Source organism: Streptomyces sp. PA03-1a (genome assembly GCF_033792805.1).
In the GTDB taxonomy this organism is placed as follows: Bacteria; Actinomycetota; Actinomycetes; order Streptomycetales; family Streptomycetaceae; genus Actinacidiphila.
The window spans coordinates 1-26696 of the sequence record NZ_JARAVO010000122.1 but is presented as its reverse complement, the minus strand read 5'-3'; the positions used below and the strand labels follow the sequence as shown (position 1 = coordinate 26696).

The following is a 26696-nucleotide window of genomic DNA, read 5'->3' as shown; positions in this document are numbered from 1 at the left end:
CAGCCCGGCTGGGCGGTCAAATGCGCCCCCGGCGGCCCCAACGACTACGTCTACGTCATCGTGCAGCCCGTCGGCTGGCAACCCCTGGCCGAACTCATCGGCCACCCCGAACTCGCCGACGACCCCGAATGGGCCACCCCCGAAGCCCGGCTGCCCAAACTCGCCAAGATGTTCCAGCTCATCGAGGAATGGACCACCACCCTGCCCAAATGGCAGGTCCTGGAAGAACTCAACACCCACAACATCCCGTGCGGGCCCATCCTGTCCACCAAGGAGATCATCGACGACGCCAGCCTCAAGGCCAACGACATCGTCGTCGAAGTCGACCACCCCGAACGCGGCACCTACACCACCGTCGGCAACCCCCTCAAACTCTCCGACTCACCCACCACCATCCACCGCTCACCCCTCCTCGGCGAACACAACCACGACATCTACACCACCGAACTCGGCCTCTCCGCCGAGGAGCTGGGCGTGTTGCGGACCGGCGGGGTGATCTGACCGATGGCGCACGCCAGGCGGCGCGAGGACGTACGGTCGCACACCACAGAGCAGCCGGTGGCGGTGCTGGGCACCGCCCACCGGTGGGCCGGGGCAGCCGGGCTGCCTTGACCCGACGCACCACCCGTGACGGGGCCGGGCGCGCGTGAACCGCGCGGACCGGGCCCGCCGCGCAGCACGAAAAGAGCACGGGGGCCGGCACGGGTCGGTCTCCACGGAGACCGACCCGTGCCGGCCCCAGGTCCAGGGGGCGCTGGCCAGACTCTTTCGAGGCAGGGGAATCATGACAATGGCGTCAACGACATCGACGTCCCAACCACCCGTCACCTATCGAGAGGTGACCGACCACAACGGCCGGGTGTTCCGCGTCGGCGAGTCCGACATGGACATCATGGGCCGGAAGCGCAAGTGGATGGTCATCCTGCCGTGGGTAGGCATGATGGGCATCAGTTCGGCGGAGTACGCGTTCGCGTCCGCCGAGGACACGCTCCACACCGCGCACTCGTGGAGCAGCCTGCACATCTTCTGGATGCTCGGGGTCTGGGTGTTCTTCCAGGCCGCGGTGGCCTTCCCGGCGGGCAAGCTCCGCGAGTCCGGGAAGCTGCCGGCGCGCTACGCGATGATGTGCGGCGCCCTGGGCACCTTCCTGGGCTACCTGTCGCTGGCGTACGCACCGCACGTCGTCGTCGCGTACATCGGCTTCGGCATGTTCAGCGGCATGGGCGCCGGCATGGTCTACGCGACCTGCGTCAACATGGTCGGCAAGTGGTACCCGGAGCGGAAGGGGGGCAAGACCGGCTTCGTCAACGGCGGCTTCGCCTACGGCTCGGTGCCGTTCGTCTTCCTCTTCACCGGCTACATGGACCTGACCAACTTCCGCTGGGTGCTGGTCTCGGTCGGTGTCTTCCTCGCGGCGACCGTCGCGGTGGCGGGGTACTTCTTCAAGGACCCGCCGAAGAACTGGTGGCCGGCCGACGTCGACCCGCTGAAGGTGCCCGACGACCCGCGGGCCCGGCGTGCCATGGAGAAGAACCCGCCCGCCGTCCGGCAGTACACCCCCGCCGAGGCGTGGCGGACCGGCCGGGTCGCACTGATGTGGTTCTGCCTGCTGTGCACCTCGGGCGTGAACATCTTCGGCATCGCCTTCCAGGTCGACATCGGTGAGGAGGCGGGCTTCGCCGGCGGGATCGTGGCCACGGCCATGTCCCTGAAGGCGATCGTCAACGGCACGGGCCGCGGCGTCATCGGCTGGCTGTCCGACCGCTACGGGCGCAAGCAGTGCCTGATCTTCGTCTGCCTCGTCCTCGGCCTCGCGCAGTACGGCATCCTGTGGTCGGCGGACATCAAGAACCTGCCGCTGTTCCTGATCTTCTCGTCCATCTCCGGGTTCGGCGGCGGCGCGATCTTCCCGATGTTCGCGGCGATGACGGCCGACTACTTCGGTGAGAACAACAACGCGTCCAACTACGGCCTGGTCTACAGCTCCAAGCTGGTCTCGGGTCTGCTCGGCTCCGGCATGGGTGCCTTCGTCGTCAGCCACTGGGGCCACAGCGGGGCGTTCACCCTCGCGGGTTCGATCTCGCTGTTTGCCGGCTTCGTCGCGCTCTTCCTCACCCCGCCGGGACGTCCGAGGAAGAAGGACATCGAGCCCAATCCGCAGCCCATCAGCAGGGAGGCGATCTGACGTGACCGCCGGAGAGCACCCGGGGCTCCGGCACGGCACCTCGTGCCCGACGACCGGGTGTCCCTCCCGTCCGCCGCGGCGTCCCCGGACCACCCCCGTGTCGTAGGGGGCCGTGCCGGAATGACGTGGGCCTCAGCCGTGGGACGCCACGGCTGGGGCCCACGCGGCTGTCCGTCAGCCCGAGCGGTCGGCGGCGATCGCCTTGTGGTGCCGGATGACCTCTTCCACGATGAACTTCAGGAACTTCTCCGCGAAGGCCGGGTCGAGGTGCGCCTCCTCGGCCATCCGGCGCAGCCGGGCGATCTGCTCCGCCTCGCGCCCGGGATCGGCGGGCGGCATGTTGTGCGCCGCCTTGAGCTCACCCACCTGTTGGGTGGCCTTGAAGCGTTCCGCGAGGAGGTGCACCAGGGCCGCGTCCAGGTTGTCGATGCTGCCGCGCAGGTGGCGCAGCCGCTCCAGGGCGGCTGTGTCGTCCGCGTGTCCGTCGTCCATCCGCCCAGCCTAACCAGCGGGACGCCGATCAGTCGGTACGTCCCGTCGCGGCGACGGTGACGCCGAGGCCGATCATCGCGAGGCCGCCCGCACCGCCGACCAGTGACAGGCGGCGCGGGGAACGGGCGAACCACGAACGGGCCGCGGCGGCGACCAGGCCCATGGTGCTGTCCGAGACGAGGGCGATCGCGTTGAAGACCAGTCCGAGCAGCAGCATCTGCACGGTGACGTGACCGGCCGGGCGGTCGACGAACTGCGGCAGCACCGCCGCGTAGAACACCATCGTCTTGGGGTTCGAGACCCCGACCACGAAGCCCTCGCCGAGCGTGCGCAGCGCGCCGCGCGCCGCCCCCGCGTCCCCGGACACCATGGCCAGGGCCCCGCGGTGCCGCAGCGCCTTGACCCCCAGGTACACCAGGTAGGCGGCGCCGGCGAGCTTGAGGGCCGCGAACAGCAGCGCCGAGCGCTCCACCACGGGGCCGACGCCGAGGGCGACCGCGACCACCAGGACGTAGGAGCCGAGCGTGTTGCCGGCGACGGAGGTCAGCGCGACACGACGCCCGTGGGCGAGCGCGCGGCCGATGACGAAGAGGACGCTGGGGCCGGGGATCACCACGAGCACCAGAGATACCAGGGCGAATGCCGCGAGTCGGTCGATGGACACCATGCCCGGAGGCTAATCGGGTATATCTTCCGGCGCACCGCATTAAGCGCGGGGTCTAAGGAGGCGGGATCGATCATGGGCGAGCCGCAGGGCGAGCAGCTGGAGGCCGTACGGGCCCGGCGGGAGGAATTGCGCGGGAGGTACCTGCGGGAACCGGCGGAACGACCGGCGACGCGGGCGGCGGGGGTGCACCACGTCGCGTTCATCTGCCGCGACGTCGAGGAGACCGTCCGCTTCTACCAGGAGTTCCTGGGCTTCCCGCTGGTGGAGCTGGTGGAGAACCGGGACTACGCGGGCTCCAGCCACTTCTTCTTCGACATCGGCCACGACAACCTGCTGGGGTTCTTCGACTTCCCCGGCCACGAGCACCCCGAGCAGCACGAGACGATCGGCGGACTGCAGCACCTGGCGCTGTCGGTGACCGGCGAGCAGTTCACCGAGGCGAAGCGCCGGCTGGACGAGGCCGGGGTGGAGTACCTCGGGCCGGACCGCGGCGTGGAGGACAGCCTCTACATCCGCGATCCCAACGGGGTCAACGTGGAGCTGTACCGCGAGGACCTCGGCCACTTCGACGGCAAGCCGCTGCTCTGAGCCCGCGGGGCCCGGCGGGGCGGGGCGGGGTCAGTCCTCGTGGGAGCGCTGGTGGTACGAGGTCCTGGTGTGCTCGGTGTGGGCGCGCATGACCTGCTGGGCGCGCTCCCCGTCGCGGTCGGCGATCGCCGCGATCAGCTCGCGGTGCTCGACCCACGACTGCATGCCGCGCTGCCGGGCCACCGGGGTGTAGTACCAGCGCACGCGCCGCTCGACCTGCCGGGCGAGTTCGGCGAGCACCGCGTTCCCGGCCAGTTCCATGACGCAGGCGTGGAGGGCGGCGTTCGCCGCGACGACCGCGTCGACGTCGTCGGCGGCGACGGCCGCCTCGCCCGTCTCGCACAGCCCGTCCAGCCGCTCCAGGCCCTTGGTGGTGGCGTTGGCCGCGGCGAGGCGGGCCGCCTCCGTCTCCAGCAGGGCGCGGACGACCAGGAGTTGGTCGGCCTCCTCGTCGGTGGGCTCGTGGACGAAGGCCCCCTGGGCCGGGCGCAGGTCCACCCACCCCTCGGTGTTGAGCCGTTGCAGGGCCTCGCGCACCGGTTGGCGGGAGACGCCGAGGTGGCCGGCGAGTTCGGTCTCCACCAGGTGCTGGCCGGGGGTGAGCGAGCGGGTGATGATCAGCTCGAGCAGCGCTTCGTACACCTGCTCACGCAGGGGCCCCGGACGCTGGAGCTTGGGCACGGATCCCTGCGACAGCCCGCTGGACAGCATCGAGGCCCCAACCTTTCCCGGGGATGATTGGCTTTCGTCTACAGTCTACGCGCGCAGGACCCCGGCGCGGACACCGCACCCAAGCGTGACGCGCTTCACACCGGTGGCGCGGCGCCCGCTATGCGGCGCCGGTGAGCTGGGAGGTCTTCAGGACGACCAGGGTCACCAGCACCAGCAGCACCGCCGCCATCCCGGCCGCCTGCCACAAGGCGCGGTGCCTGCGGGGCGCGTGGGCCAGGACGAGGCCGACCGCACCTCCGGTGAGCAGGCCGCCGAGGTGGCCCTGCCAGGAGGTCACGGCGGCGGAGACCGCCATCCAGACCAGCAGGCCGATGAGGAGCTGACGCCCGCCGACCGGGTCGTGGTGGAGGCGCTTGCTGAGGACGAAGTAGGCCGCGCCCAGGCCGAAGATCGCGCCGGAGGCACCGACGGCGCCGGTGTGCGGGGCGATCAGGTACACCAGCACGGAACCGCCGAGGGCGGAGAGCAGGTAGAGCCCGACGAAGCGGATCCGGCCCAGTTGGGCCTCGACGGCCGGGCCGAGGGTCCACAGCGAGTACATGTTGAACAGGATGTGCAGGATCCCGAAGGTGCCCTGGCCCGGCGGCTGGTGGAGGAAGGCCGAGGTGATCAGCCGGTACCACTCGCCGTGGGCGATGCCGACGGCCTCGAAGCCGGGGTACGCCGAGCCGTCGTACACGTACGCCACGCCGTCGGGGCCCAACAGCCCCTGCCCCAGGGCGTCGAAGCGCGCGACGAGGTCGGAGCGCACCAGTTCGCCGAGGTAGGCGACGACGTTCAGGGCGATCAGGATCTGCGTCACCACCGGCGTGCCCGAGGTCGCCACGCGGCCGCCGAAGACGGTGCGCGCCTGGCGGACGCTCCTGCCGCCCTCCTTCACGCACTCCGGGCAGTGGTGGCCGACCGCCGCCTCGCGCATGCAGTCGGGGCAGATGGAGCGGTCGCAGCGCGTGCAGCGCACGTACGTCTCGCGCTTGGGATGCCGGTAGCAGGTGGTGACCGGCGGCTCGGTGCCCTGATCGGTGTCCGTGGTGCTCACGAGCGCAAGGCCCCCCATGCGGCGTACGGGACGTGGAGTCGCACGTTTGTACCCAGCCCGGGCACGGTGCGTCAAACCACTCCGCTCTGCGCCTCCATGCGCAGGCCGGATGCGCGGTCGGCGAGAACGACGGTGACCACGGTGAGGTCGGCGGCGTCGTTGCCGCCGGGACGCATGGAGATGAGGTCGGCCATGGTGACTCCCGGGCAGATGGCACCGTCCGGCAGTTCGACGACGAGCCGGAGGACGTCGTCCTGCGTCACGCGGACGGTGCCGGTCGCGGGAGGGGCCTGGCCGGCCCCGTACATCTCCTCGTCGATCCGGGCGGTGAGGCCGCGGGCGCCGGCGAGGAGGCCGCCGCCGCGCCCGGCGTGCACCTGCACCGTGACCGCGCCGACCAGCGGGGTCCGCAGCGTCAGCGGGCGCCGGTCCGGTCCCGGCGAGACGGTGAGGCGCACCTTGAAGGTCGGCCTGCCCTTCATCCGGGGCAGGTTGTCCGCGCCATAGCTCCCGATGACCATGGCGCGTGTCACGCCGGGCTCGCCGACCTGCCGCGCGGCGCCCTTGCCGCACTCCCCCGGCCGGGAGACCGCCGCCGCCTCCCGTCGCGGGCCGTTCCCCCAGGCCAGTTGGGCGACCAGCAGGGCCGCGGCGGCCAGCGGGACGCCGATGCGCCACCACGTCCCCCGGCCCACCGAGAACGGGTCCCCGGCCACCGCACACCTCCTCGCCCGGCCGCGTCCGTCCGCGGCCGTCGTACGCCGATGCTATTTCGGGGCTCCGGCCGGTCCCCTACCGTGATGCCGTGACGAGCGACGCATCCGCCGCGGGGATACCGGAGTTGGTGCTGCGAGGGGGCGGCGCGACCGCCCGTCTGCGGGCCGGCGAGGTACTGCTGGACGAGGGGACGGAGCGGCGGCGCATCCCGCCGGCCGCGATCGAGGAGGTCCGTGCCGCCGGGCGGCACGGCCGTACGGTGGAGATCGTCCTCACCGCGGCGCGAGGGCCCGCGAGGGTCCACGCACTGACGCACCACAGCGCCGAGGCGGTCGCGGCCTTCGCCGCCGCCGTCAACTCCGTGCTCCCGCCCCGCGACGCCGACGAGCCGCGGGAGGACGGCGGCACGCTCGTCGAGGTCCTGTCCGTGCCGCCCCCCGCGAAGGACGGGGCGAGACCTGACGACGGGGCGCCGGACGGCTTCTGGACCTACGCCCCGGGGGCCGGCGGCGCCCTGGCCTACCTCGCCGTGCTGGTCTGGCTGGCCGTCACCGGGGACGGCGCGGCCGTCGCGAAGTGGGCGCTGGGCGCCGCTCCCCTGCTGGCCGCCGGGGGCTTGCTCCACGGGGCATGGGGGTCCGCGCGGGACGCACGGATCCTGCGCCGGCGCGGCATCACGGTGGTCGCCACCTTCGACCGCAGGCAGCGGCACGGCGGCCGCGAACCCGTCTACCGTTTCACCGACCTCGAGGGCGTGCCCCGGGAGCACCTCGGCGAGGGCAACGACGTGGACGGCGACCCGCTGCGGGCGGAGATCACCTACGACCCGCGCAACCCCGAGCGGACGACGCGCACGTGGTCCGAGCCCGCGGGGCTGGCGGTCTTGTTCTGCGTCGCCGGGCTCTCGCTGCTCGCCGTGGGGCTGTACCTCGTCGTCGCCGCTTTCGTGGACCTGCCCTTCTCCCCGTGAACTCCCCTCGGCGGAACGGAACTCCCCTCCGCCGGAACGCCGGCCGGGACCGCCTTTACGACCCCTTGACCCCATGGAGACGAATACTGTACACAGTATTCGTCCGGGGCTGAGAACCCAGGGCCGGCGGACTCGTCGAGGTGATCTCGCCGCACGACGGCGCGGTCACCGTGGCAACCTCTGTATCAAGGGCCGATACGGCTTCCAGCACGTACAGAACCGGGACTGATCGACATGGGACGGGTCACCGAACGGCGTCGGGTACTGAGGATCAGGGACGGAGCGGTCGACCACCGGGCGGACACCCTGGTCGCGGAGGAGCCGCTGGAGATCCGGCTCAACGGCAAGCCACTCGCGATCACCATGCGCACCCCCGGGGACGACTTCGCCCTCGCGGCCGGCTTCCTGGTCAGCGAGGGCGTGCTCGGGAGCGCGGACGAACTGGCGAACATCGTGTACTGCGCGGGCGCGACCGTCGACGGGTCCAACACCTACAACGTCGTCGACGTACGTCTCGCCCCCGGCGTCCCCGTCCCCGACATCACGCTGGAGCGCAACGTCTACACGACGTCCTCCTGCGGCCTGTGCGGGAAGGCCAGCCTCGACGCCGTACGCACCACGGCCCGCTGGGCCATCGCCGACGCCTCGCCGCTGCGGCTCGAACCCGCGCTGCTGTCCGCGCTCCCCGACCGGCTGCGCGCCGCGCAGCGGGTCTTCGACCGGACCGGCGGACTGCACGCGGCCGCGCTCTTCACGTCCGAGGGCGAACTGCTCGACGTCCGCGAGGACGTGGGCCGCCACAACGCCGTGGACAAGCTCGTGGGCCGCGCCCTCCAGCAGGGCCTGCTGCCGCTGGCCGGGAAGATCCTGATGGTCTCGGGGCGGGCCTCGTTCGAACTCGCCCAGAAGGCCGTGATGGCCGGCATCCCGGTGCTCGCCGCCGTCTCGGCCCCGTCCTCCCTCGCCGTCGACCTCGCCGCCGAGTCCGGCCTCACGCTCGTCGGCTTCCTGCGGGGCACCTCCATGAACGTGTACGCGGGCGAAGAGCGGATCGCCCTGCCCGCGCCGACGGCCGGGCGGGTCTGACCCGTCCCAGCACGCGTACACGCGTGCGGGACCGGCCGGCGAGGTGCGCCCCCTGCGCCGGCCGGTCCCGCCGTATCCGAGGACCCGAGGTAGACACTGTCCACCTCGAGGTGGACACTGTCCACCATGACCACCGCTCCCCGCGCGCGCCTGCTCGACGCCGCCCTCGCCGTCCTGGACGACGACGGCGTCGAGGGGCTGACCCTGCGGGCCATTGCACGGCGCGCCAACGTGTCGCACGGGGCGCCGCTGAAGCACTTCCCGCACCGGGCGGCGCTGCTGTCGGCCGTGGCCACCGTGGGGTTCAGGGAACTCAACGTGCGCGCCGAGGCGGCCGTACGGGCGTGCCCCGAAGGCGCGCCGGCGGCCGCACGGCTGCGGGCCGGGGCCCGCGGCTACGTGGCGTACGCGCTGGGACGGCCGGCGATGTTCACCCTGATGTTCCGGCACGACCTGCTGGACCCCCGGGACAAGGAACTGGGCCGGGCCGGCATGTCGGCCTTCGACGACCACCTCCTCGTGCTCGTGCGCGCCGCGCAGGCGGAGGGCTGGCGGCCCGGCGCGGACACCCGGGCGCTCACCGGCGCCGTGTGGTCCGGGCTGCACGGTGTGGCGCAGCTGTGGCTGTGGGGCTCGCTGGCCCTGGGCACCGGCGCCGCGTCCATCGACGAAGCGCTCGACGCGCTGTTCACCTCGTTCGACCTCAAGGAACACTGACGATGCATGAGAAGTACGGATTCGACCGCGAGACGGCCGTCACGGCACGTCCGGGCGAGCCCTCGGTCTACGACGCCGAACTCCACGAGGGGTGGCGGATCGGCATGGGCGTCAACGGCGGGCTGCTGCTCGCCCTCGCCGGCCGGGCGCTCGCCGAGGAGCTGGGCGGCGACGGGCAGGGACACCGGGATCCGTTCTCGATCAGTGCCTACTACCTCTCGACGTCGCGCCCGGGCCCGGTGACCGCCCGCACGCAGACCCTGCGCCGCGGCCGCACCGTCTCGACCGGCATGGTGTCCCTGGAGCAGGAGGGCGAGGAACGGCTGCGGGCGGTGGCGACCTACGGCGATCTGAACGGCCACGACCACGCGGGCGACGTGCGCACCTCCGCCACTCCTCCGCAGATGCCGCCGCCGGAGAAGTGCGTGGGGACCGACGTGGCGCCGCCGGAGTTCCTGAAGATATCCCCGATGCTGGAGCGCATCGAGCTGCGGCTGGACCCGGACACCGCAGGCTGGGCGGTCGGCGCCCCCTCGGGCCGCGGCATGGTGCAGGGCTGGCTGCGGATGCCCGACGGCCGCGAGCCCGACCCGCTGATGCTGCTGCTCGCCGTGGACAGCCTGCCGCCGGTCAGCTTCGACCTCGGCGTCCCGGGCTGGGCCCCCACGCTGGAGCTGACCGCCCACGTCCGGGCCAGGCCCGAGCCGGGGTGGCTGCGGCTGAAGCACTCCACCCGGAACTTCGCGGACGGCTACATGGAGGAGGACGCCGAGGTCTGGGACTCGGCGGGCCGGCTCGTGGCCCAGTCCCGGCAGCTGGCGCGGGTGCGGCTGCCCGAGGGCGCCGCGTAGCGGCCGCGTGCCGCGGGCCGTGCCCTCCGGGGGCGGCCGTGCCGACCAAGGGGTGCGCCGTCAGTGCAACTGCGCCTGCCAGTCCTCGGGGACCTTGCCCGCGGGGCCCGGGGAGGGCTGGCCCTCCGGGCGCGAGTTCGGCGGGGACAGCGCGGGACCGTCGTAGTACTGCTCGGTCTCGACGTTCCAGAACCAGTCCTCACCGGGCTCGTAGCTGGTGATGAACGGGTGGCCCTCCTCGAGCGCGTGCCGCGTGGCGTGCTGGGAGGGCGAGGAGTCGCAGCAGCCGATGTGCCCGCACTGCGCGCAGCGGCGCAGGTGGAGCCACCAGCCCGGTCCCTGACCGGCACCGCAGTCGGCGCAGCCGGCGCCGCTCGGCTCGGACGTGGGGTCGATGCCGGGGATCGTGACGTCGTCCGCCATGGTGGACCCGCCTCCTTAACCGCGATCACGTTCTCCTGGCATGCTAACCGCCCTCACGTGCCGCCACCGGCCGAAGCGGGACGGCCCCCTCGCCCCCCCCGTGGGCCCCGGTCCGCGCGACACCTACCGCTTCCCGGGGCGCCTCAGGACGATGCGGGGATGCCGGACGATGGCCCGCAGGCGCCCCGCGTAGCCGGATCGGCGCAGCCACCACGGCAGCCGGCGCAGCGGCACGTACGCGAGGATGTCGTCATGCGCCTCGGTCCCGGGCGGCAGGCCGCGCAGCAGTTCCAGGCACCGGTCGTCGACGGTGCCGTGCAGACGGGCGACGTGGGCCAGGGCCACGACGCCCTGCCGGCGCAGTTCCTCATGCGGCGCCTCCAGCGCCCGGGCGACGCGCGGCAGGATCGCGGCGGCGTCCGGGTGGTTGAGCGCCAGCCCGATGACCGCCACGCCCACCAGCGGCTCCTCGCGCGCGAAGGCCGCGTCCACCTCCTCGGGCCGGTCGGTCCCGAGCAGCACAGCGGAGTCCGCCCAGTTCATGCCCCGCCCGGCCGCCGCCCGCCCGACGAGGAACTCCCCGCGCCCGGCGGCGTCCGGTTCCCCGCGCCGTGCCCCCTCCAGGTACGCCCAGACCCGCCCGGCCTCCGGACCCGCGTCGGCGGCGACCTTCCGCCACACCTGCGGCTCCGCCTCCATCAGGGCGGCGAACCTCCCGCCGAGCTCCCCCAGGTCGCACCGGCGCAGGAACGCCAGCCGTCGCGCGTCGGCGTCCGTGACGCGGCCGGAGGCGTAGCCGACGGCCAGTTCGCCGGGTTCCAGCGCGACCGCGAAGCGGACGAACTCGGCCGGTATGGGGACGGGGTCAGCAGTCACGAGCGCCGAGGCTAGTCCGTGGGGCGCAGTGCCGGAGCGCCGTTTTCTTCTGCCTCCGGCGACCGCCCGGCGCGACGGACACGGAGTGGGGCCGCGCCGGGTGCGTCGCGGCGCGTCAGCGACCGTCCGTCAGAACGCCGTCCAGGGCACGCGCCAGGCGGTCGAGCCACTCCGCGGCCGTGCCGGTGACATGGGGGTGGGCGGCGCGGAAGGTATCCCAGTCGACGGAGTGCGGGGCGACCTCGGTGAGGCGGGGTGCGGAGGCCGGGTGGCCGGGCTCGCGGCTCATCACCCGGCGCAGCAGGCGCGGGGAGAGGGCGGTGCCGGGCGCCTCGGCGAGAAGGACCGCGTCGTAGAGGTCCTTGCCCTGGGCGCGGCCCGCGGCGGCGGCGTCGGCCTGCAGCCACAGCAGCTTCCAGGCGAGGGAGAGTTCACGGCTCGCGGTGAGCACCACGGCCGGGGGCCCGCCGTCGCCGCGCGGCACGGCGGTCAGGACGGGCGGCTCGGGGAGCCGTTCGTCGCGGGCGAAGTCCAGGCGCACCTCGCCCGGGGGCAGGCCGTCCGCGTGCCAGGGGACGACCAGGCGCACGCCGGGCGTGTCGTACTCCGCGTAGGTCCAACTGCCGTCGTCGCGGGCGCCCTCCGGGTCGAGGCGTACGCCGGGGGCGGCGTCGGGGTGGGCCCGGACCAGTTCCAGCAGTTCGCCGGGCGGGCCGTCGGAGCCGTCGGAGCCGTCCGGTTCCGGGTCGGCGATCCAGTGCAGGCCCTCGGGCGGGACGTATGCCCGCTGCCCGCCGGTGCCGAACTCCTCGTCGGTCCAGATCTCGGGGCGGACGGCGCCGTCGGCGGCCTCCGGCCACTGCTGCACGGTGGCCCGCTCGTCGACGTACGGGTAGGGGTGGAGCGGGTCGATCGGCACCGCCAGGGAGGGCGGGACGATCCAGTCGAGGTCGGCCGGTTCGCGGGCGGCGGCGCCGACCCAGGCAGGCAGCACCATGCTGCCGCGCAACACGAGGTACTCGCCCAGCGGGGACCGCGCGACCAGGCCCAGCAGGTGGTCCAGGACGGCCCTCCGGGCGGCGGCCGCCGGGTCCCGCTCCGCGGGGGCGGTCACCGGGCCTGCGCCTCGTCGATCCAGCCGTCGTCGAGGGCGGGCCGGTCGTCGTGCACGACGAACTCCTCCTCGACCTCCACCGCCGTGAGGCCCGCCTGCGTGAGGTCCGCGAGGAGGCGGTCGAGCCGCTGCCGCGCCTCGGGGCGCCCGACGTCGCGGCAGCGCTGGGTGACGAAGCGTTCGTGGCCGCGGTCGCCGAGGTCACGGCGCGCGTTGCGGGAGACGTGGGCGGCGTGCCGCCCGGCGATCGCCCGGACCTCGTCCAGGCGGACGGGGTCGGTGATGACGAGCTTGACGTGGTGCTCGAAGTAGCAGCCGGGCGGCAGGGCACGGGCCTGCCCGCGGGTGCGCGGGACACCGGTGTTCCAGGGCGCGGCCTCGATCTTCACGCGCGCGACGCCGATCCCTTCGGCGCGCAGCCGTCCGGTCCACCGGGCGGCGGCGGCGCGCTGCGCGGGCAGGGCGCCGCGGCCGCGCACCGTCAGCATGGGCTGGTCGGGGGTGGCGCCCCGGTCGAGCACGATGCGGGTGTACTTGAGGCCGTTGCGCTCCGCCCAGTGGCGTATCCGCTCCTCGTCCCCGGGCCGCGGCGCCGGCACCGTGAAGTGGGTCTCGAAGTCTCCGGTGAAGTCCGTCGCCGGGGTCCCGGCTACCACGCCGGCCGGACCGGGCCGCCGGGGGCGAGCCGCCCCAGGTCCGCGGACAAGGCGCGCAGCCGGTCCTCGCCGAGCACGTCGGCCCAGGGGCGTACGGCGTCGGCGGCGGCCTGGTCGGCGGCGCGGGTGCAGGCCCGGCCGCGGTCGGTGAGGACGACGAGCCGGGCCCGCGCGTCGTCCGGGTGGGGGCGGCGTTCGGCGTAGCCCTTGGCCTCGAGTTCGTCGACGAGTTGCCCGGCCGCCTGGCGGGTCACCCCGAGGTGCGCGGCGAGTTCGGTGACGGTCGCGCCGCCGGCCGCCATCCGGGCGAAGGCGAAGCCGTGGGCGGGGCGCAGGTCGTCGAAGCCGCGGGCGACGACGCCGTCGTGGATGGCTGCGGTGAGGGCGCCGGCGGCGGCGAGCAGGTTGACGCCCAGGGCCATGGCCAGGGCCTCTTCGTCCTTCATGCGGCCACCTTGACACAGTGCGCAAGCAGCTTGAGCATATGGGCAAGCAACTTGCTCAAGTTGCTTGCCCATCGGGGAACAGGAGCCCGTATGCCCGTCGTCCGTTCCGCCGACGCCGTCGTCCACGACCTGCACGGCGTCCGCTTCGTCTCGTACGCCAGCACCGCCACCGGCAGCACCGAACTGTGCGCGTGGCGCGGTGAGGTACCGGCCGGGACCGCCGGTACCTCGCACACCATCAGCCGCGAGGAGGTCTTCCTCGTCCTGTCCGGCAGCCCGCGCCTGACCATCGACGGCGAGGCGTACGACCTGTCCCCCGGCGACGTCGCCACGGCGCCCGCCGGTTCCCGCCTGGCCCTGGAGAACCCGGGCGAGGGCCCCGCCTCCGTCTGGGTGACCACCGGCGTCGGTCTGGAGGCGGTGCTCGCCGACGGGTCGCGGATCAGCCCGCCCTGGGCCCGCTGAACCCGCCGGGCGCCCCGCGGGTCAGCGCGTCACTGCAGGTGGGCGGTGTCGTTCCAGAGGGTGATCGCGGGGTCGCCGTACTCCCAGCCGAGGACCGACAGCGAGGCCGGGGCCAGGCTCAGCACCATGCCGCGCATCGGGTCGAGCCGCAGCCAGCGGGCCGCCAGGGTGCGCAGGAAGTGGCCGTGGGCGAAGACGACCGCGTCGCTGTCCTCCTCCTTGGCCCAGGCCACCACCTCGTCCGCGCGGTTGGCGACCTGCCACGAGGTCTCGCCGCCGACGACACCGTCGCGCCAGATCACCCAGCCGGGGCGTTCCTCCCGGATCTCCGGCGACGTACGGCCCTCGTACTCGCCGTAGTCCCACTCCCGCAGCGCGTCCCAGGTCCGCGCCCGGTCGCCGAACCCGGCGAGTTCGCAGGTGTCGCGGGCCCGCTGGAGGGGGCTGGTGCGGACCCGGGCGCCGGGGAAGTCGTGCCAGGGGGCGCGGGCCAGGCGCTTGCCCAGCAGGCGCGCGGCCTCCCGGCCCTCCTCGGTGAGCGGGATGTCGGTCCTGCCGGTGTGCTGGCCGCTCTTGGACCACTCGGTCTGGCCGTGCCGCACGAGCACGAGGCGCGGAGCCATCAGGGGGCCACCTCCTTCTCGATGGCCTCGGTGTCGCCGCCGGCCGCGCACCCGGCCTCGCGGTCCGGGGCGAGGACGCCGATAGGCTGGATGAACATCGCCACTGTTGCCTGTGAGGTCACGTGGACAGTGTCCCTCCCGACCGGTGGGACGCACAAAACGGTGCCCGCGCCGCCCGGCGGGGCGCACCCGCGGGCCGGTCCGGCCGGCGCCACGACTCCCGGCAGGAGAAGAGGTCATGAACGCATCCGCCCCTCCGGCGCCGGAGCCGCTCGACGTGCGCTGGATCCACGGGTCGGCATCGGCCAAGCACAACACCGATCCCGACATCCAGGTGTTCGAGTACGACGAACGCACCTTCGTCCTGCGGCAGAACAAGGCGGTCCACTACGAGGCGCCGTTCCTCTTCCTGCTCTTCGGGGACGACCGCGCGGTGCTCCTGGACACCGGGGCCACGCCGGAGGAGGAGTTCTTCCCGCTGCGGGAGGTCGTGGACGAGCTGTTCGAACTGCGGCCGCCCGCCCTGCAGCGTCCCGGCTACGAGCTGCTCGTGCTGCACACCCACGCCCACGGCGACCACGTCGCCGGCGACGCGCAGTTCGCCGGCCGCCCGGACACGGTCGTGGTACCGGCGGACCGCGACGGCGCCTGGGACTTCCTCGGCTTCACCCAGGACCCCGACCGCGTGGCGCGCCTGGACCTCGGGGGGCGGGTCCTGGAGTGCCTTGCCACGCCCGGCCACCATGCCTCGGCCGTCACCTACTACGACCCGGCGACCGGTTTCCTGTTCACCGGCGACACGGTCTACCCGGGCCGGCTGTACGTCGAGGACTGGGCCGCCTTCCGGCGCACCCTCGACCGGCTGGTCGCCTTCGCCGGGGAGCGCCCGGTCACCCATGTGCTGGGCTGCCACATCGAGATGACCCGCGAGCCGGGCGTGGACTACCCCGTCCGCACCACCCACCAGCCCGACGAGCCGCCGCTGGAGATGACCGTCGACCAGCTCCGCGAGGTCCGGCGGGCCGTCGAGGAGATCGGCGACCGGCCGGGACGCCACGCCTACCCGGACTTCGTCATCTGCCGCGGGGACTGAGGGTTTTCGAACGTACGGCAGACTGTCCGGGTGTTCGCACTCGCCGTCGTGTCGACCGTCCTCCTGCTGCTGGAAGTCGTCCCCTCCGCGGTCGCCCAGCTCATCCGTGCGCGGCCCGGCCTGGAACGGCTCGACGAGCTGACCCGGCTGGGTGTCCTGGAGGGGCGGCGCCTGTGGGTGGTCACCCTGCTCGGCACACTGCACACGCTCGGCGCCGTCGCGGTCCTGGTGGGGCTGTGGCACCCTCCCGTCGGCGTGGCCGGAGCCGCGCTGGCGGCGGGGATCTTCGCCTGGGTGCTGCTGTGCCAGCTGCGCTCCGGTCACCGGGGGCGTGCCCTGGCCGCGTACGCGCTGTTCCTGGCGATGGCGGTGGCGGTCCTGGTGGTCGACGCCCTGCGCTGAGCGGGCACGCCGCCTCGGCGGGCCGGGCTCACCTCCGGCCGGCCACGACCTCCCGCGGCCGTGCGGTGGCGGCCGGGACGGCGGCGGGCGCGGCCGCCTCCGCCTGCCGGGCCCACCGCTTGGCGAGGACCGCGCACACCATCAGTTGCATCTGGTGGAAGAGCATCAGCGGCAGCACCATTAGCCCGGCCTGGGGCCCGAACAGCACGGAGGCCATGGGCAGTCCGGCCGCCAGGCTCTTCTTCGACCCGGCGAAGACGATGGTCACCCGGTCCGCGCGGGGGAAGCCGAGCCTGCGCGAGCCGTACGAGGTGACGGCGAGCATCGCGGCCAGCAGCAGGGCTTCGGCCAGCAGCAGCCCGAGCAGGCGCAGGGGCGTGACCTGGTGCCAGATGCCGCGCACCACGCCCTCGCTGAACGCGACGTAGACGACCAGCAGGATCGACCCCCGGTCGACCAGGCCGAGCACCTTCTTGTGACGGGTGACGAAGCCGCTGATCCAGCGGCGCAGCAGCTGACCCGCCACGAAGGGCGCCAGCAGCTGCAGCACGATGCCGAGCACCGCTTCCGCCGTGAAGCCCCCGCCGCTCCCCCCGAGCAGCAGCGCGGCCAGCAGCGGGGTGAGCACGAGCCCGGCGAGGCTGGAGAAGGAGCCGGCGCAGATGGCGGCGGCCACGTTGCCGCGGGCGACGGAGGTGAAGGCGATCGAGGACTGGATGGTCGAGGGCACCAGGCACAGGAAGAGCAGGCCGGTGTGGAGCTCGGGCGTCAGCAGGTACGGCACGAGTCCGCCGGAGGCCAGGCCGAGCAGCGGGAAGACGAGGAAGGTGGCGGCCAGGACGGTGCCGTGCAGGCGCCAGTGGCGCAGTCCGTCCATCGCCTCGCGGGTGGACAGGCGCACGCCGTAGAGGAAGAAGAGCAGCCCCACCGCTCCGGTGGACGCCCCGCCCGCGAGGTGGGCGCCGGCGCCTCTGGCGGGCAGCAGCGCCGCGAGGAGCACGGTGCCGAGGAGCGCCGCGATGTACGGGTCCACGGGGAGCCAGGACGGGTAACGCAGGCGGCGCATGGGCTTCCTCATCGGTGCTGGACGGGGCCCTCTCCAGGGTGCCCGGTGACCGGGAGATCGTAAATGACTTTGACCGCACTCACTGTCATCACGAATCGCGATGAGCGGCGGTAGGCTGGCACCGTGTTCGATCCGGTGCAGCTGCGGACCTTCGTCGCCGTCGTCCAGACGCTGAGCTTCACGCAGGCCGGCCGCAGGCTCGGCCTGCGCCAGTCGACGGTGAGCCAGCACGTGCGCAAGCTGGAGGAGGCCGCCGGCCGGCGGTTCTTCACCCGCGACACGCACAGCGTGGAACTGACCGAGGACGGCGAGGCCATGCTCGGCTTCGCCCGGACGATCCTGGAGGCCAACGAACGCGCCGCGGGCTGGTTCGCCGGCACCCGCCTGCGCGGCCGGCTGCGCCTGGGCGCCTCGGAGGACTTCGTCCTGACCCGGCTGCCCGAGATCCTGGAGCGCTTCCGGCGCGACCACCCCGAGGTGGACCTGGAGCTGACGGTGGAGCTGTCGGCCACCTTGCACCGGCAGCTGGCCGCCGGCCGGCTGGACGTGATGCTGGGCAAGCGCGCGGCCGGGGACAGCCACGGTCAACTGGTGTGGAGCGACCGGCTGGTGTGGATCGCCGGCGAGCGGTACCGCCCCGAGGCCCAGCGGCCCGTCCCGCTGATCCTCTACCCGGCCCCCGCGATCACCCGGGCGCGGGCGCTGGAGGTCATGGAGCGGCACGGCCGTGCGTGGCGCATCGCGTGCACCAGCGGCTCGCTGAGCGGTCTGGTCGCCGCGGCGCGGGCGGGGCTCGGGGTGATGGCGCACGCCGAGGGGCTGATCCCGCCCGGTCTGGTGCGGGTCCCGGCCCGCGCGGGGCTGCCGGAGCTCGGCGGCGTCGACTTCGTGCTGCTGCACGGCCGGCGGCGGCCCGCGGCGCAGGAGGCGGCGGACGCGCTCGCGGCGGCGATCCTCAGCGGATCCCTTCGGTCGTGATCTGCTTGACCAGGCGCAGCGACGGCACGGTCTCCACGTGCCGGACCCCGTCCAGGGCGCCGACGCACTCGCTCAGGTAGCGGTAGAGCTGCGGTGTGCTGCTGCAGATGACCACGGCGACGAGGTTGGACGATCCGGTGGTCGCCGCGACGTAGGCGGTCTCGGGGTGCGCGGCCAGCGCCTGCCCGACGGCGGACAGGGCGGAGGGGGCGGCCGTGATCCAGAGGATGGCGCGGGTGTCGTGGCCGATCCACGCCGTGTCGAGCTGCACGTCGGTGTAGAGCACGCCCGAGCCGCGCAGCTGCTCCAGCCGCCGCTTGGCCGCCGACTCCGACAGCCCGGTGGCGCGGTGCAGTTCGGGGTAGGAGGCGCGGCCGTCCCTGGCCAGGACGGCCAGCAGCGCCTCGTCGGTGGCGTCGAGGACGACCGTGCCGGACGGCGGCTCGGGCGGGGGCGGCTGCAGCGCGGCGACCTCCGCGTCGGAGAGCGCGCCGCGCTTGGCGAACCAGCCCAGGGCGCCGCCGTAGAAGGTGTGCAGGATGCTGTGGGCGCCGATCTCGACGATGCTCGGGGTGCGCGGCAGACGCCCGAGGAGCAGCGCGTCGTGCTCGTCGTGACTGCGCGGGCGCGTCACGCAGATCACCTCCGTGCCGCCCGACATCAGCGAGATCCAGGCGGTGTCGTCGCGCCGGGCCAGGGCCTTGGCCAGGGACTCGGCGGCCTCGGGGGTGCTGCGCAGCCGCAGCGCCCAGCGGGTGCGTCCGAGCAGTTCCTGCTCGGGGAGCCCGAGCACGCGCATCCCGAAGTCGCCGCGGAGCCTGCGGTAGCGGCGGGCCACGGTCTGGTCGGAGACGCCGAGGACGTCGGCGATCCGGCTGAAGGGGGCGCGCCCGTCGAGCTGCAGGGCGTGCAGCAGCCGCATGTCCAGCTCATCGAGCGTGTGGGAATCCATCGCTCTTCTCCTTCATTGTGTCGGATTCCAGCGGGATGGCGCCTGTGGCTGGAGGAAGCCCGGGTGTTCTCGCGATGGTACGGAGGACCCACCACGGAACGGAAGAACGGAACGGAGAAGGACATGCGCAAGTGGGGACCGCTGGTGGCGGTCTGCCTGGGCACCTTCATGCTGCTCATCGACGTGACGATCGTGATCGTCGCGCTGCCCGACATCGCGGACGCCCTGGACGCCTCGCTGTCCGACCTCCAGTGGATGATCGACATCTACGCGCTGGCACTGGCCGCCCTGCTGCTGGGAGCCGGCTCCGCGGCCGACGTGATCGGGCGGCGCCGAATGTACGTCGCGGGGACGGCCCTGTTCGCGGCGGCCTCCCTCGCGTGCGGACTCGCGCCCGGAGCGGGGGTCCTGGTGGCGATGCGCGCGGTGCAGGGGGTCGGCGCGACGGCGATGTTCGCCACGACGCTCTCCCTGCTCGGCGCGGCCTACCAGGGCCGCGACCGCTCGGTGGCGCTGGGCGTGTGGGGCGCGGTCAGCGGCGCGGCGGCGGCACTCGGGCCGGTGCTGGGCGGCCTGCTGACCCAGGCGCTGGACTGGCGCTGGATCTTCTACGTCAACCTGCCGGTGAGCGTCGTGGCGATCGCCCTGACGCTGCGGGTGGTGAAGGAGTCCCGGGGCCACGGCGGGGCCCGCATCGACTGGCCGGGCACGGCGTCCTTCACCGCCTTCGCCGGGCTGCTCACCTTCGCCGTGATCCGCGCGGACGAGGCCGGCTGGGCCTCGGGCCGCACGGCGTGGACGCTCGGCGGCGCCGTGGCGGCGCTGGTGGTGTTCGTGGTGGTCGAACGGCGCGCCGCGCAGCCGATGCTGGACCTGGCGCTGTTCCGCAACCCCTCCTTCACCGCGATCATGGTCGGCGCGCTGGCGCTCAGCGCGACGGCCTTCGGCTTCCTGCCGTACACCTCGCTGTGGCTGCAGACGCTGCTCGGCCTGAGCCCCGTCCGCGGCGGCCTGGTGCTGATACCCCTGGCACTGGCGGCGTTCGTGGCCTCGGCGGTGGGCGGCCGGTTCCTGCACGGGGCGCCGTACCGGCTGGTGATCGGCGGCGGAATGGTCCTCATCGGGGCCGGCGCGCTGGCCCAGGCGGTGCTGGACGCCGGTTCCGGCTGGGCCGCGCTGACCGCGGGCCTGGTGGTGGCGGGCCTCGGCGTCGGGCTGGTCAATCCGGCGATCGCGGGCGCCGCGCTGGCCTCCGTGCCGCCGCGGCGGGCCGGCATGGCGGGCGGGGCGGTCAACACCTTCCGGCAGCTGGGGTACGCGCTCGGCGTCGCCGTGTTCGGCACCCTGCTCACCACGCGGATGGAGCACTCGCTGAGCGACGCCGGGGCCCCCGCCCCGCACGCGACGGCCCGCGCGCTCGCGGGCGGTGGAGCGCGGGAGCTGCTGGCCCGGGTCCCCTCCGGCCGGCGCGCGGCGGCCGACCACGCGCTGCACGCCGCCTTCACCTCGGGCCTGGACGCGGCGGCCCTGGCGGCCGGCGTCGCCGGCCTGCTGGCGGGTGCGGTCGTGCTCGTCCTGGTACGGGAGCGGCCGGGTGCGCCGGCGCCGGCCGCGGCATCCGAGCCTGTGGGGGCTGTAGAGCGGCCGTGATCCCCGCGGGGGGATTTGGTGGAGAGTCCGGGCGGGCCTCGGTCCGCCCGGAAACCGTCCTCCGGCGCCATGTTCCTTGCGGTAACCGGGAATCGGCTCGTCGCGAAGGTGTGAGGGAGCCAAGCGGGCCTTCACAGCCGATTGTCACGCCCCTCCCCTCCGCACGTGGTATCAGGTACGTTCTGTGACCGCCGAGGCGGTCGAGGAGCGACGTTGCGCGAGTTCACCATTCCCCCACTGGTGACGGCACCCCACGTCGGAGGTCTGGCGGACGCCGTGTTCGCCAATGCCGACGAGGAGCCGGACCGGATCGTGCTGAGCCGCCGCGCCGGAGCGGACGGCACGGACTGGGAGCACGTCACGGCCGCGCGCTTCCGCGACGAGGTCCTGGCAGTGGCCAAGGGCCTGCTGGCCCAGGGCATCCGCTTCGGCGACCGGGTCGGCCTGATGTCCCGCACCCGCTACGAGTGGACCGTGCTGGACTTCGCGCTGTGGGCGATCGGCGCCCAGCCCGTCCCGATCTACCCCACCTCGTCCTCGGACCAGGTCCGCTGGATGCTGCACGACTCCGAGGCGGTCGCCTGCGTCGTCGAGCACGAGGACCACGCGATGACGATCGGCGCGGTCATCGACGAACTCCCCCACCTGACCCGGCTGTGGCAGCTGGACTCCGACGCGCTGTCCGAACTGGCCCGGCACGGCCTGTCCGTCGACGACGACCTGGTCCACCAGTACCGCGAGGCGGTCACCCCCGAGGCCACCGCGACGATCATCTACACCTCGGGCACCACCGGCCGCCCCAAGGGATGCGTGATCACCCACGGCAACTTCATGGCCGAGAGCGACAACGTCGTCGCCCGGTACGAGCCCGTCTTCCACAGCAAGCGCGGCGACGAGGCGTCCACCCTGCTCTTCCTGCCGCTCGCCCACGTCTTCGGGCGCATGGTGGAGGTCGCGGCCGTCCGCGCGAAGGTCCGGCTGGGGCACCAGCCCAACCTGGCCGCGGCCGAGCTGCTGCCCGCGATGGCCTCGTTCCAGCCGACCTTCGTGCTCGCCGTCCCGTACGTCTTCGAGAAGGTCTTCCAGGGCGCCCGCCGCAAGGCCGAGGCGGGGGGCAAGCTCGGGCCCTTCGAGAAGGCGGTGGAAGTGGCGGTGCGGCACGCCGAGGCGACCGAGGCCCGGGCCTTCGGCACCGGTCCCGGCCCCAGCACCTCGCTGCGGATGCAGCACCAGCTGTACGAGAAGCTGGTCTACGGCAAGGTGCGCGCCGCCCTCGGCGGCAAGGTCCGGCACGCCTTCTCCGGCGGCTCGGCGATGGACCGGCAGCTGGGGCTCTTCTTCGACGGCGCGGGCGTGCGGATCTTCGAGGGGTACGGCCTCACCGAGACCACGGCCGCCGCGGTCGCCAACCCGCCCGAGCAGACACGTTTCGGCACCGTGGGCCTACCCATCCCGGGCACCACGGTGCACATCGCGGACGACGGCGAGATCTGGGTGTACGGCGACCAGGTCTTCAGCGAGTACCTCAACAACCCCAAGGCCACCGCGGAGGTCCTGCACGACGGCTGGCTCGCCACCGGCGACCTCGGCGCGCTCGACGAGGACGGCTACCTCACGATCACCGGGCGGAAGAAGGAGATCCTGGTGACCAGCGGCGGCAAGTCCGTCTCGCCGGTGATCCTGGAGGACCGCGTGCGGTCCCACCCGCTGGTCTCGCAGTGCGTCGTGGTCGGCAACGACCGGCCCTTCATCGGGGCGCTGATCACCCTCGATCCCGAGGGCGTCGGGCACTGGCTGACGATGCGGGCCAAGCCGCAGTTGCCGATCGCCAAGCTGATCCACGACGCCGACCTGGAGACGGAGATCCGGCGCGCGGTCGTCGCCGCCAACACGCTCGTCTCCCAGGCCGAGTCGATCCGCACCTTCCGCATCCTGGCCGGGCAGTTCTCCGAGGAGGGCGGGCTGCTCACGCCCTCGCTCAAGCTGAAGAGGAGGGCGATAGAGAAGGCGTACACCCGCGAGATCGACGCCCTCTACCACGCCTGAGGCGGGCGCCGGGGGCGACGGGGGCGCCGGGGAATGCCGCCGCTGCGGAGATCGTTGGAATGTGGATCAACGTTGAGTCCTCCTCCGACGACGTAAGGACGACCTGCTCGTGAGCACGGTTCCCGACATCACACTGAACAACGGCGTCACCATGCCCCAGCTCGGTTTCGGCGTCTGGCAGGTCCCGGACGACGAAGCCGCCACCGCGGTCGCCACGGCCCTGGAGGCCGGCTACCGCAGCATCGACACCGCCGCGCTCTACCGCAACGAACGCGGCACCGGCCGCGCCATCGCCGCCTCGGCCATCCCGCGCGAGGAACTGTTCGTCACCACCAAGCTGTGGAACACCGACCAGGGCCACGACAACGCCCTGCGCGCCTTCGACGCCTCCCTGGACAAGCTCGGCCTGGACTACGTGGACCTCTACCTGATCCACTGGCCCACCCCCGCCCGCGGCCTGTACGGGGAGACCTGGCGCGCCCTGGAGAAGATCCACGCCGACGGCCGCGCGAGGGCGATCGGCGTGTCGAACTTCCCGGTCGCCCAGCTGCAGCACCTGCTCGACGAGGGCGGCGTCGTACCCGCCCTCAACCAGATCGAGCTGCACCCCAACCTCCCCCAGAGCGAGCTGCGGGCCTTCCACGCGGGCCACGGGATCGCCACCGAGGCCTGGTCGCCGCTCGGCCAGGGCCGCGGCCTCCTCGACGAGCCGGCCCTCGCCGCCCTCGCCGCCAAGCACGGCAGGACTCCGGCCCAGGTCGTCCTGCGCTGGCACCTCCAGCTCGGCAACGTCGTGATCCCCAAGTCCGTGACCCCGTCGCGGATCCGGGAGAACATCGACGTCTTCGGCTTCGAGCTCGACGGCGAGGACCTGGCCGCGATCGACGCCCTCGACAACGGCGGGCGCCTCGGCCCGGACCCGACGTCGTTCAACTGACGCACGCACGCGCCACGGGGCGGCGGCGGGCCGTGCGGGCCTGCCGCCGCCCCGCGCGGTCAGACGTCGCCGGCGACGACCGGGTAGTGGTCCGAGTAGTCGTCGAACGTGTAGGTGGTGCCCCAGCTGGTGACCGACCACAGGGGCGAGTGCTCGTCGACCACGCGGTTGTTCCAGCGGGCGGGGCGGGCGTGGCCGTTGCGCAGGAGCGCGTGGTCCAGACGCTGCGCGGGGTCGTCGGGGTAGCGGTCGTACGCGACGGAGTTGGTGGCGGGGTCGAAGCTGGCTGCCGGACCGGGGTCGGCGTCGGGTGCCGCGACGTCCAGGTCGGCGAGCATGCCGGCGTACCCGGCTCCGCCGGCGTCGGTGTTGAGGTCGCCCGCGATGACGACCGGCTCGGCGGCGGGGATCGCCCGGGCGTCGAGGAAGGCGTCGATCTCCCGGTTCTGGGCCGAGCGCACGCCCGCGGCCTCGCCGCTGCCGCAGGCGGAGTCGTCGGCCTGGGTGTGCGTGCCGACGACGTGGACCCGGGTGCCGTTCACGTCGAGGACGACGTACACGAAGCCCTTGTTGGAGAACCAGTCCGCGCCGCACGCGTCGCCGTAGACGTGCTGGACCTTCTCCAGGATCGGCCACCTGCTGAGGATCGTCACACCGCCGTCCTCGGGCGTGAGCGAGCTGTACGCGCCCTCGGTGCGGTCCCAGCCGCTCTTGGACCGGCCCAGCACCGGGGTCTGGTAGGGGTAGCGGCTCCTGAGGTTCGCCTGCAGCCGGTCGGAGGCCCCGTTGTCGAACGCCTCCTGGAAGACCAGGACGTCGGCGCCCTGGACGTAACCGGAGGCGGCGATGAGGTCGGCGCGCTGCAGCTGGCCCCAGTTGGGGTAGAGGGTGCGCGGCAGCATCATCACGTTGCTGGTGACCAGCCGCAGTGGGGGCGCGGCGGCGGCCGTGGGGGCCGCGGCCGCGGTTCCGGTGCCGGCGGCACCGGCGGACGAGGCGATGAGCAGGACGAAGGCGCAAGCGGCGGCGGCTCTGCCGTGTCTCACGGGCTCTCCTGGAGTCGGGTGGAGCTCGGTCGCGGAAACAGCGTGAGACTAGGGGCAGTTGGTTACCGCTGGGTAGATGGCGGGCGGCTAGCCTACGGACGTGCTGGACTACGAGGAGCAGGCCGCGATCTACGACGCCACCCGCGGCGGCGTCCCCCGGGCCGAGGCCGCGGCCGCCGCCGTGCTCGGGCTGATACCGCGGACGGCCCGGACGGTGCTCGACATCGGCTGCGGCACCGGGCTGGTCACGGCCCGCTACACCGGCCGTGCCGGGCTGCGCGTGCTCGGGGCCGACGCCGCCCTGGCCATGGCCCGGCTCGCCGCCCGCCGGGTGGGGCCGGGGATCGTCCAGGCCGACGTACGCCGGCTGCCGTTCGCGACCGCCTCGCTGGACGCGGTGACGGCCGTGTGGCTGCTCCATCTGCTGCCGGACGCGCCCACGGTGATCGCCGAATGCGCACGGGTGCTGCGCCCCGGCGGGGTGCTCGTCACCACCGTCGACAAGGACGCCGGGCACGACGTGGGCAGCGACGTCGACGCCCTCCTCGCGCCGTTCCGCACGCGGGTGGCGTACGACGCGGAGGAACGGGTGGTGCGGCAGGCCGCCGCGCACGGCCTGCGCCCGGCGGGCGGGGCCCGCTTCCCCGGCCACGGCCAGGGCCGCACCCCGCGCGACCTGGCCGCCCGCATCGCGGCGGGCGACTTCGCCTCCGCCCTCACCCTGCGCGACGGCGACACGCAGGCCCTCGCCGGCCGCCTGGCCGCGCTGCCCGGGCAGGACACCGCCCGCCCCGACCCGCTCTACCGGCTGCTCGCCCTCGTCAAGGACTCCCCTGCAGCGGCGGCCCGTTGAGCGGTCCGGTCAGCCGGCCGGACGCGGCTGCGGCCCCGCACCTGGGTTACGGTCGGGGGATGACGACGACCACGGCGGGGGTGGGGACGCTGCTGCGCGGCTGGCGCGAGCGGCGCCGGATCAGCCAGCTGGAACTCGCCCTGCGCGCGGACAGCTCGGCCCGGCACATCAGCTTCGTCGAGACCGGCCGCTCCCGCCCCAGCCAGGCCATGGTCCTGCGGCTCGCCGAGCACCTCGACGTACCCGTCAGGGAACGCAACGCCCTGCTCATCGCCGCCGGTTACGCCCCCGCGTACCCGGAGACCCCCTTGCGCGACCCCGCGATGCACCCGCTGCGCGAGAGCCTCGACCGTCTCCTGGCGGCCTACGACCCCTTCCCGGCCCTGGTCCTGGACGCCATGTACGACGTCGTCGCCGCCAACCAGGGCGTGGGCGCCCTGCTCGAGGGCGTCGCCCCGCACCTGCTGCAGCCGCCGCTCAACGCCATGCGCGTCACCCTCCACCCCGAGGGCATGGCCCCGCGCATCCGCAACCTCCGCCAGTGGCGCGGGCACCTGCTGGAGCGGATCGAGCGTCAGATCACGATGAGCGGCCACGAGCCACTGCGCGCCCTGTACGAGGAACTCACGGCCTACCCCGTCCCGCCCGGCCACGCCGAGGACCCTTCCACCTCCGGCGACACCGAGGTCTTCCCCTTCGCCCTGCCGATGCGCATCGAGCACGGCGGCCGGGTGCTGTCCTTCATCTCCACGGCCACCACCTTCAACACCCCCATGGACGTCACGGTCTCCGAGCTGGCGATCGAGACCTTCCTCCCCGCCGACCCGGAGACCGCCGCCGCCCTTCGGTCCCTCACGCCGCCGGCAGCCGGTCCAGGAAGCCGCTGACCGAGCGGATCCGGCCGTCCTCCGCGAGCGTGATCACGTCGGACCCGGCGATCGGCGCCGCCCCGGGCTCCGCCCCCGCGGGCCCCAGCTCCCAGGCGAAGCGCGCCACGTCGTGGTGCCCGTCGACCTCCCCCACGGC

General features: G+C 73.5%; 31 protein-coding genes and 1 pseudogene. 16 read left to right on the top strand and 16 right to left on the bottom strand.

The features are described from left to right. A partial coding sequence (locus PV341_RS25860) for a CoA transferase (RefSeq protein WP_500359082.1) occupies window positions 1-501 on the top strand: 501 nt, incomplete at its 5' end. A 289-nt stretch (window positions 502-790) separates the two neighbouring features. Next, entirely contained in the window at window positions 791-2185 is a 1395-nt protein-coding gene (locus PV341_RS25855; RefSeq protein WP_500321483.1) for an OFA family MFS transporter, read from the top strand. A 174-nt stretch (window positions 2186-2359) separates the two neighbouring features. Here PV341_RS25855 and PV341_RS25850 read toward each other — a convergent pair whose 3' ends face one another. Next, window positions 2360-2677, bottom strand: a complete 318-nt coding sequence (locus tag PV341_RS25850) for a chorismate mutase (RefSeq protein WP_499514922.1) — start codon at window positions 2675-2677, stop codon at window positions 2360-2362. A gap of 28 nt (window positions 2678-2705) precedes the next feature. Further along, a complete protein-coding gene (locus tag PV341_RS25845) occupies window positions 2706-3344 on the bottom strand; it encodes a LysE family translocator (RefSeq protein WP_500321484.1) in 639 nt (212 codons plus the stop codon). Window positions 3345-3416: 72 nt separating this feature from the next. Between PV341_RS25845 and PV341_RS25840 the strand changes: the two genes are divergently transcribed. After that, complete coding sequence (locus PV341_RS25840) at window positions 3417-3932, top strand: VOC family protein (RefSeq protein WP_499514920.1); 516 nt, start codon at window positions 3417-3419, stop codon at window positions 3930-3932. Between the two features lie 30 nt (window positions 3933-3962). Here PV341_RS25840 and PV341_RS25835 read toward each other — a convergent pair whose 3' ends face one another. The 3 genes from PV341_RS25835 to PV341_RS25825 form a co-directional block, all read right to left on the bottom strand. After that, window positions 3963-4643 carry a GntR family transcriptional regulator gene (locus PV341_RS25835; protein WP_499514919.1) on the bottom strand — a complete coding sequence of 227 codons (681 nt, stop codon included), beginning with the start codon at window positions 4641-4643 and terminating at the stop codon, window positions 3963-3965. Between the two features lie 118 nt (window positions 4644-4761). Beyond that, window positions 4762-5721 (bottom strand): rhomboid family intramembrane serine protease, encoded by a 960-nt coding sequence (locus tag PV341_RS25830; protein ID WP_500321485.1) that lies wholly within the window; start codon window positions 5719-5721, stop codon window positions 4762-4764. 53 nt (window positions 5722-5774) lie between these two features. After that, complete coding sequence (locus PV341_RS25825) at window positions 5775-6419, bottom strand: hypothetical protein (RefSeq protein WP_500359081.1); 645 nt, start codon at window positions 6417-6419, stop codon at window positions 5775-5777. 89 nt (window positions 6420-6508) lie between these two features. Between PV341_RS25825 and PV341_RS25820 the strand changes: the two genes are divergently transcribed. The 4 genes from PV341_RS25820 to PV341_RS25805 all read left to right on the top strand — a co-directional run bounded on the left by PV341_RS25820 (window position 6509) and on the right by PV341_RS25805 (window position 10044). Further along, window positions 6509-7390: a hypothetical protein gene (locus PV341_RS25820; RefSeq protein ID WP_500359080.1), complete on the top strand. Its 882-nt coding sequence runs from the start codon at window positions 6509-6511 to the stop codon at window positions 7388-7390. 234 nt (window positions 7391-7624) lie between these two features. Further along, window positions 7625-8476 carry a formate dehydrogenase accessory sulfurtransferase FdhD gene (gene fdhD, locus PV341_RS25815; protein ID WP_500321488.1) on the top strand — a complete coding sequence of 284 codons (852 nt, stop codon included), beginning with the start codon at window positions 7625-7627 and terminating at the stop codon, window positions 8474-8476. A 126-nt stretch (window positions 8477-8602) separates the two neighbouring features. Then, complete coding sequence (locus PV341_RS25810; RefSeq protein WP_499514913.1) at window positions 8603-9193, top strand: TetR/AcrR family transcriptional regulator; 591 nt, start codon at window positions 8603-8605, stop codon at window positions 9191-9193. A gap of 2 nt (window positions 9194-9195) precedes the next feature. Next, on the top strand, window positions 9196-10044 hold the full coding sequence (locus PV341_RS25805) for a thioesterase family protein (protein ID WP_500359079.1): 849 nt from the start codon (window positions 9196-9198) through the stop codon (window positions 10042-10044). A 60-nt stretch (window positions 10045-10104) separates the two neighbouring features. Here PV341_RS25805 and PV341_RS25800 read toward each other — a convergent pair whose 3' ends face one another. From PV341_RS25800 to PV341_RS25780, 5 genes are all read right to left on the bottom strand, one after another. Continuing rightward, window positions 10105-10467 carry a UBP-type zinc finger domain-containing protein gene (locus PV341_RS25800; protein WP_500321490.1) on the bottom strand — a complete coding sequence of 121 codons (363 nt, stop codon included), beginning with the start codon at window positions 10465-10467 and terminating at the stop codon, window positions 10105-10107. 123 nt (window positions 10468-10590) lie between these two features. Beyond that, a complete protein-coding gene (locus PV341_RS25795) occupies window positions 10591-11343 on the bottom strand; it encodes a hypothetical protein (protein WP_500359077.1) in 753 nt (250 codons plus the stop codon). Between the two features lie 115 nt (window positions 11344-11458). After that, a complete protein-coding gene (locus PV341_RS25790; protein WP_500321492.1) occupies window positions 11459-12457 on the bottom strand; it encodes a nucleotidyl transferase AbiEii/AbiGii toxin family protein in 999 nt (332 codons plus the stop codon). Then, window positions 12454-13113: a hypothetical protein gene (locus PV341_RS25785; RefSeq protein ID WP_500359076.1), complete on the bottom strand. Its 660-nt coding sequence runs from the start codon at window positions 13111-13113 to the stop codon at window positions 12454-12456. The genes PV341_RS25790 and PV341_RS25785 overlap by 4 nt, the downstream gene beginning before the upstream one ends. After that, window positions 13107-13559, bottom strand: a complete 453-nt coding sequence (locus tag PV341_RS25780) for a MarR family winged helix-turn-helix transcriptional regulator (RefSeq protein ID WP_500321494.1) — start codon at window positions 13557-13559, stop codon at window positions 13107-13109. Before PV341_RS25780 ends, PV341_RS25785 begins: the two co-directional genes overlap by 7 nt. Before the next feature lie 90 nt (window positions 13560-13649). Here PV341_RS25780 and PV341_RS25775 point away from each other — a divergent pair, with 90 nt between their 5' ends. After that, the gene (locus tag PV341_RS25775) at window positions 13650-14024 is read left to right on the top strand and encodes a cupin domain-containing protein (protein ID WP_500321495.1); all 375 of its coding nucleotides are present in this window, start codon (window positions 13650-13652) and stop codon (window positions 14022-14024) included. A gap of 29 nt (window positions 14025-14053) precedes the next feature. On the opposite strand, the gene PV341_RS25770 is transcribed toward PV341_RS25775, so the two are convergent. Both PV341_RS25770 and PV341_RS25765 read right to left on the bottom strand, forming a co-directional pair. After that, window positions 14054-14647 (bottom strand): histidine phosphatase family protein, encoded by a 594-nt coding sequence (locus tag PV341_RS25770; protein WP_499514905.1) that lies wholly within the window; start codon window positions 14645-14647, stop codon window positions 14054-14056. Then, window positions 14647-14769: a hypothetical protein gene (locus tag PV341_RS25765; protein WP_500321496.1), complete on the bottom strand. Its 123-nt coding sequence runs from the start codon at window positions 14767-14769 to the stop codon at window positions 14647-14649. Before PV341_RS25765 ends, PV341_RS25770 begins: the two co-directional genes overlap by 1 nt. 116 nt (window positions 14770-14885) lie before the next feature. On the opposite strand from PV341_RS25765, the gene PV341_RS25760 reads away from it, so the two are divergent. Continuing rightward, window positions 14886-15740 (top strand): MBL fold metallo-hydrolase, encoded by an 855-nt coding sequence (locus PV341_RS25760; RefSeq protein ID WP_500321497.1) that lies wholly within the window; start codon window positions 14886-14888, stop codon window positions 15738-15740. A gap of 30 nt (window positions 15741-15770) precedes the next feature. Beyond that, window positions 15771-16142 carry a DoxX family protein gene (locus PV341_RS25755; protein WP_500321498.1) on the top strand — a complete coding sequence of 124 codons (372 nt, stop codon included), beginning with the start codon at window positions 15771-15773 and terminating at the stop codon, window positions 16140-16142. A 28-nt stretch (window positions 16143-16170) separates the two neighbouring features. On the opposite strand, the gene PV341_RS25750 is transcribed toward PV341_RS25755, so the two are convergent. Beyond that, window positions 16171-17208, bottom strand: coding sequence for a bile acid:sodium symporter family protein (locus PV341_RS25750; protein ID WP_500359075.1), 1038 nt, complete (start codon window positions 17206-17208; stop codon window positions 16171-16173). 123 nt (window positions 17209-17331) lie between these two features. Here PV341_RS25750 and PV341_RS25745 point away from each other — a divergent pair, with 123 nt between their 5' ends. Next, window positions 17332-18186, top strand: coding sequence for a LysR substrate-binding domain-containing protein (locus tag PV341_RS25745; protein ID WP_499514900.1), 855 nt, complete (start codon window positions 17332-17334; stop codon window positions 18184-18186). Here PV341_RS25745 and PV341_RS25740 read toward each other — a convergent pair. After that, the gene (locus tag PV341_RS25740) at window positions 18164-19138 is read right to left on the bottom strand and encodes an Lrp/AsnC family transcriptional regulator (RefSeq protein WP_500321500.1); all 975 of its coding nucleotides are present in this window, start codon (window positions 19136-19138) and stop codon (window positions 18164-18166) included. The genes PV341_RS25745 and PV341_RS25740 overlap by 23 nt on opposite strands. 123 nt (window positions 19139-19261) lie before the next feature. On the opposite strand from PV341_RS25740, the gene PV341_RS25735 reads away from it, so the two are divergent. The 3 genes from PV341_RS25735 (at window position 19262) to PV341_RS25725 (ending at window position 23771) form a co-directional block, all read left to right on the top strand. After that, window positions 19262-20788 (top strand): MFS transporter, encoded by a 1527-nt coding sequence (locus tag PV341_RS25735; RefSeq protein WP_500321501.1) that lies wholly within the window; start codon window positions 19262-19264, stop codon window positions 20786-20788. Between the two features lie 213 nt (window positions 20789-21001). Next, window positions 21002-22834 (top strand): AMP-dependent synthetase/ligase, encoded by a 1833-nt coding sequence (locus PV341_RS25730; protein ID WP_500359074.1) that lies wholly within the window; start codon window positions 21002-21004, stop codon window positions 22832-22834. 109 nt (window positions 22835-22943) lie between these two features. Beyond that, complete coding sequence (locus tag PV341_RS25725) at window positions 22944-23771, top strand: aldo/keto reductase (RefSeq protein WP_500321503.1); 828 nt, start codon at window positions 22944-22946, stop codon at window positions 23769-23771. Between the two features lie 59 nt (window positions 23772-23830). On the opposite strand, the gene sph is transcribed toward PV341_RS25725, so the two are convergent. Then, window positions 23831-24817 carry a sphingomyelin phosphodiesterase gene (gene sph / locus PV341_RS25720; RefSeq protein WP_500321504.1) on the bottom strand — a complete coding sequence of 329 codons (987 nt, stop codon included), beginning with the start codon at window positions 24815-24817 and terminating at the stop codon, window positions 23831-23833. 100 nt (window positions 24818-24917) lie between these two features. On the opposite strand from sph, the gene PV341_RS25715 reads away from it, so the two are divergent. Continuing rightward, complete coding sequence (locus tag PV341_RS25715; protein WP_500359072.1) at window positions 24918-25670, top strand: class I SAM-dependent methyltransferase; 753 nt, start codon at window positions 24918-24920, stop codon at window positions 25668-25670. Between the two features lie 59 nt (window positions 25671-25729). Further along, the gene (locus tag PV341_RS25710) at window positions 25730-26557 is read left to right on the top strand and encodes a helix-turn-helix domain-containing protein (RefSeq protein WP_500321506.1); all 828 of its coding nucleotides are present in this window, start codon (window positions 25730-25732) and stop codon (window positions 26555-26557) included. Here PV341_RS25710 and PV341_RS25705 read toward each other — a convergent pair. Next, a pseudogene (locus PV341_RS25705) lies at window positions 26523-26696 on the bottom strand (nuclear transport factor 2 family protein); the annotation flags it as partial. The gene PV341_RS25710 and the pseudogene PV341_RS25705 overlap by 35 nt on opposite strands.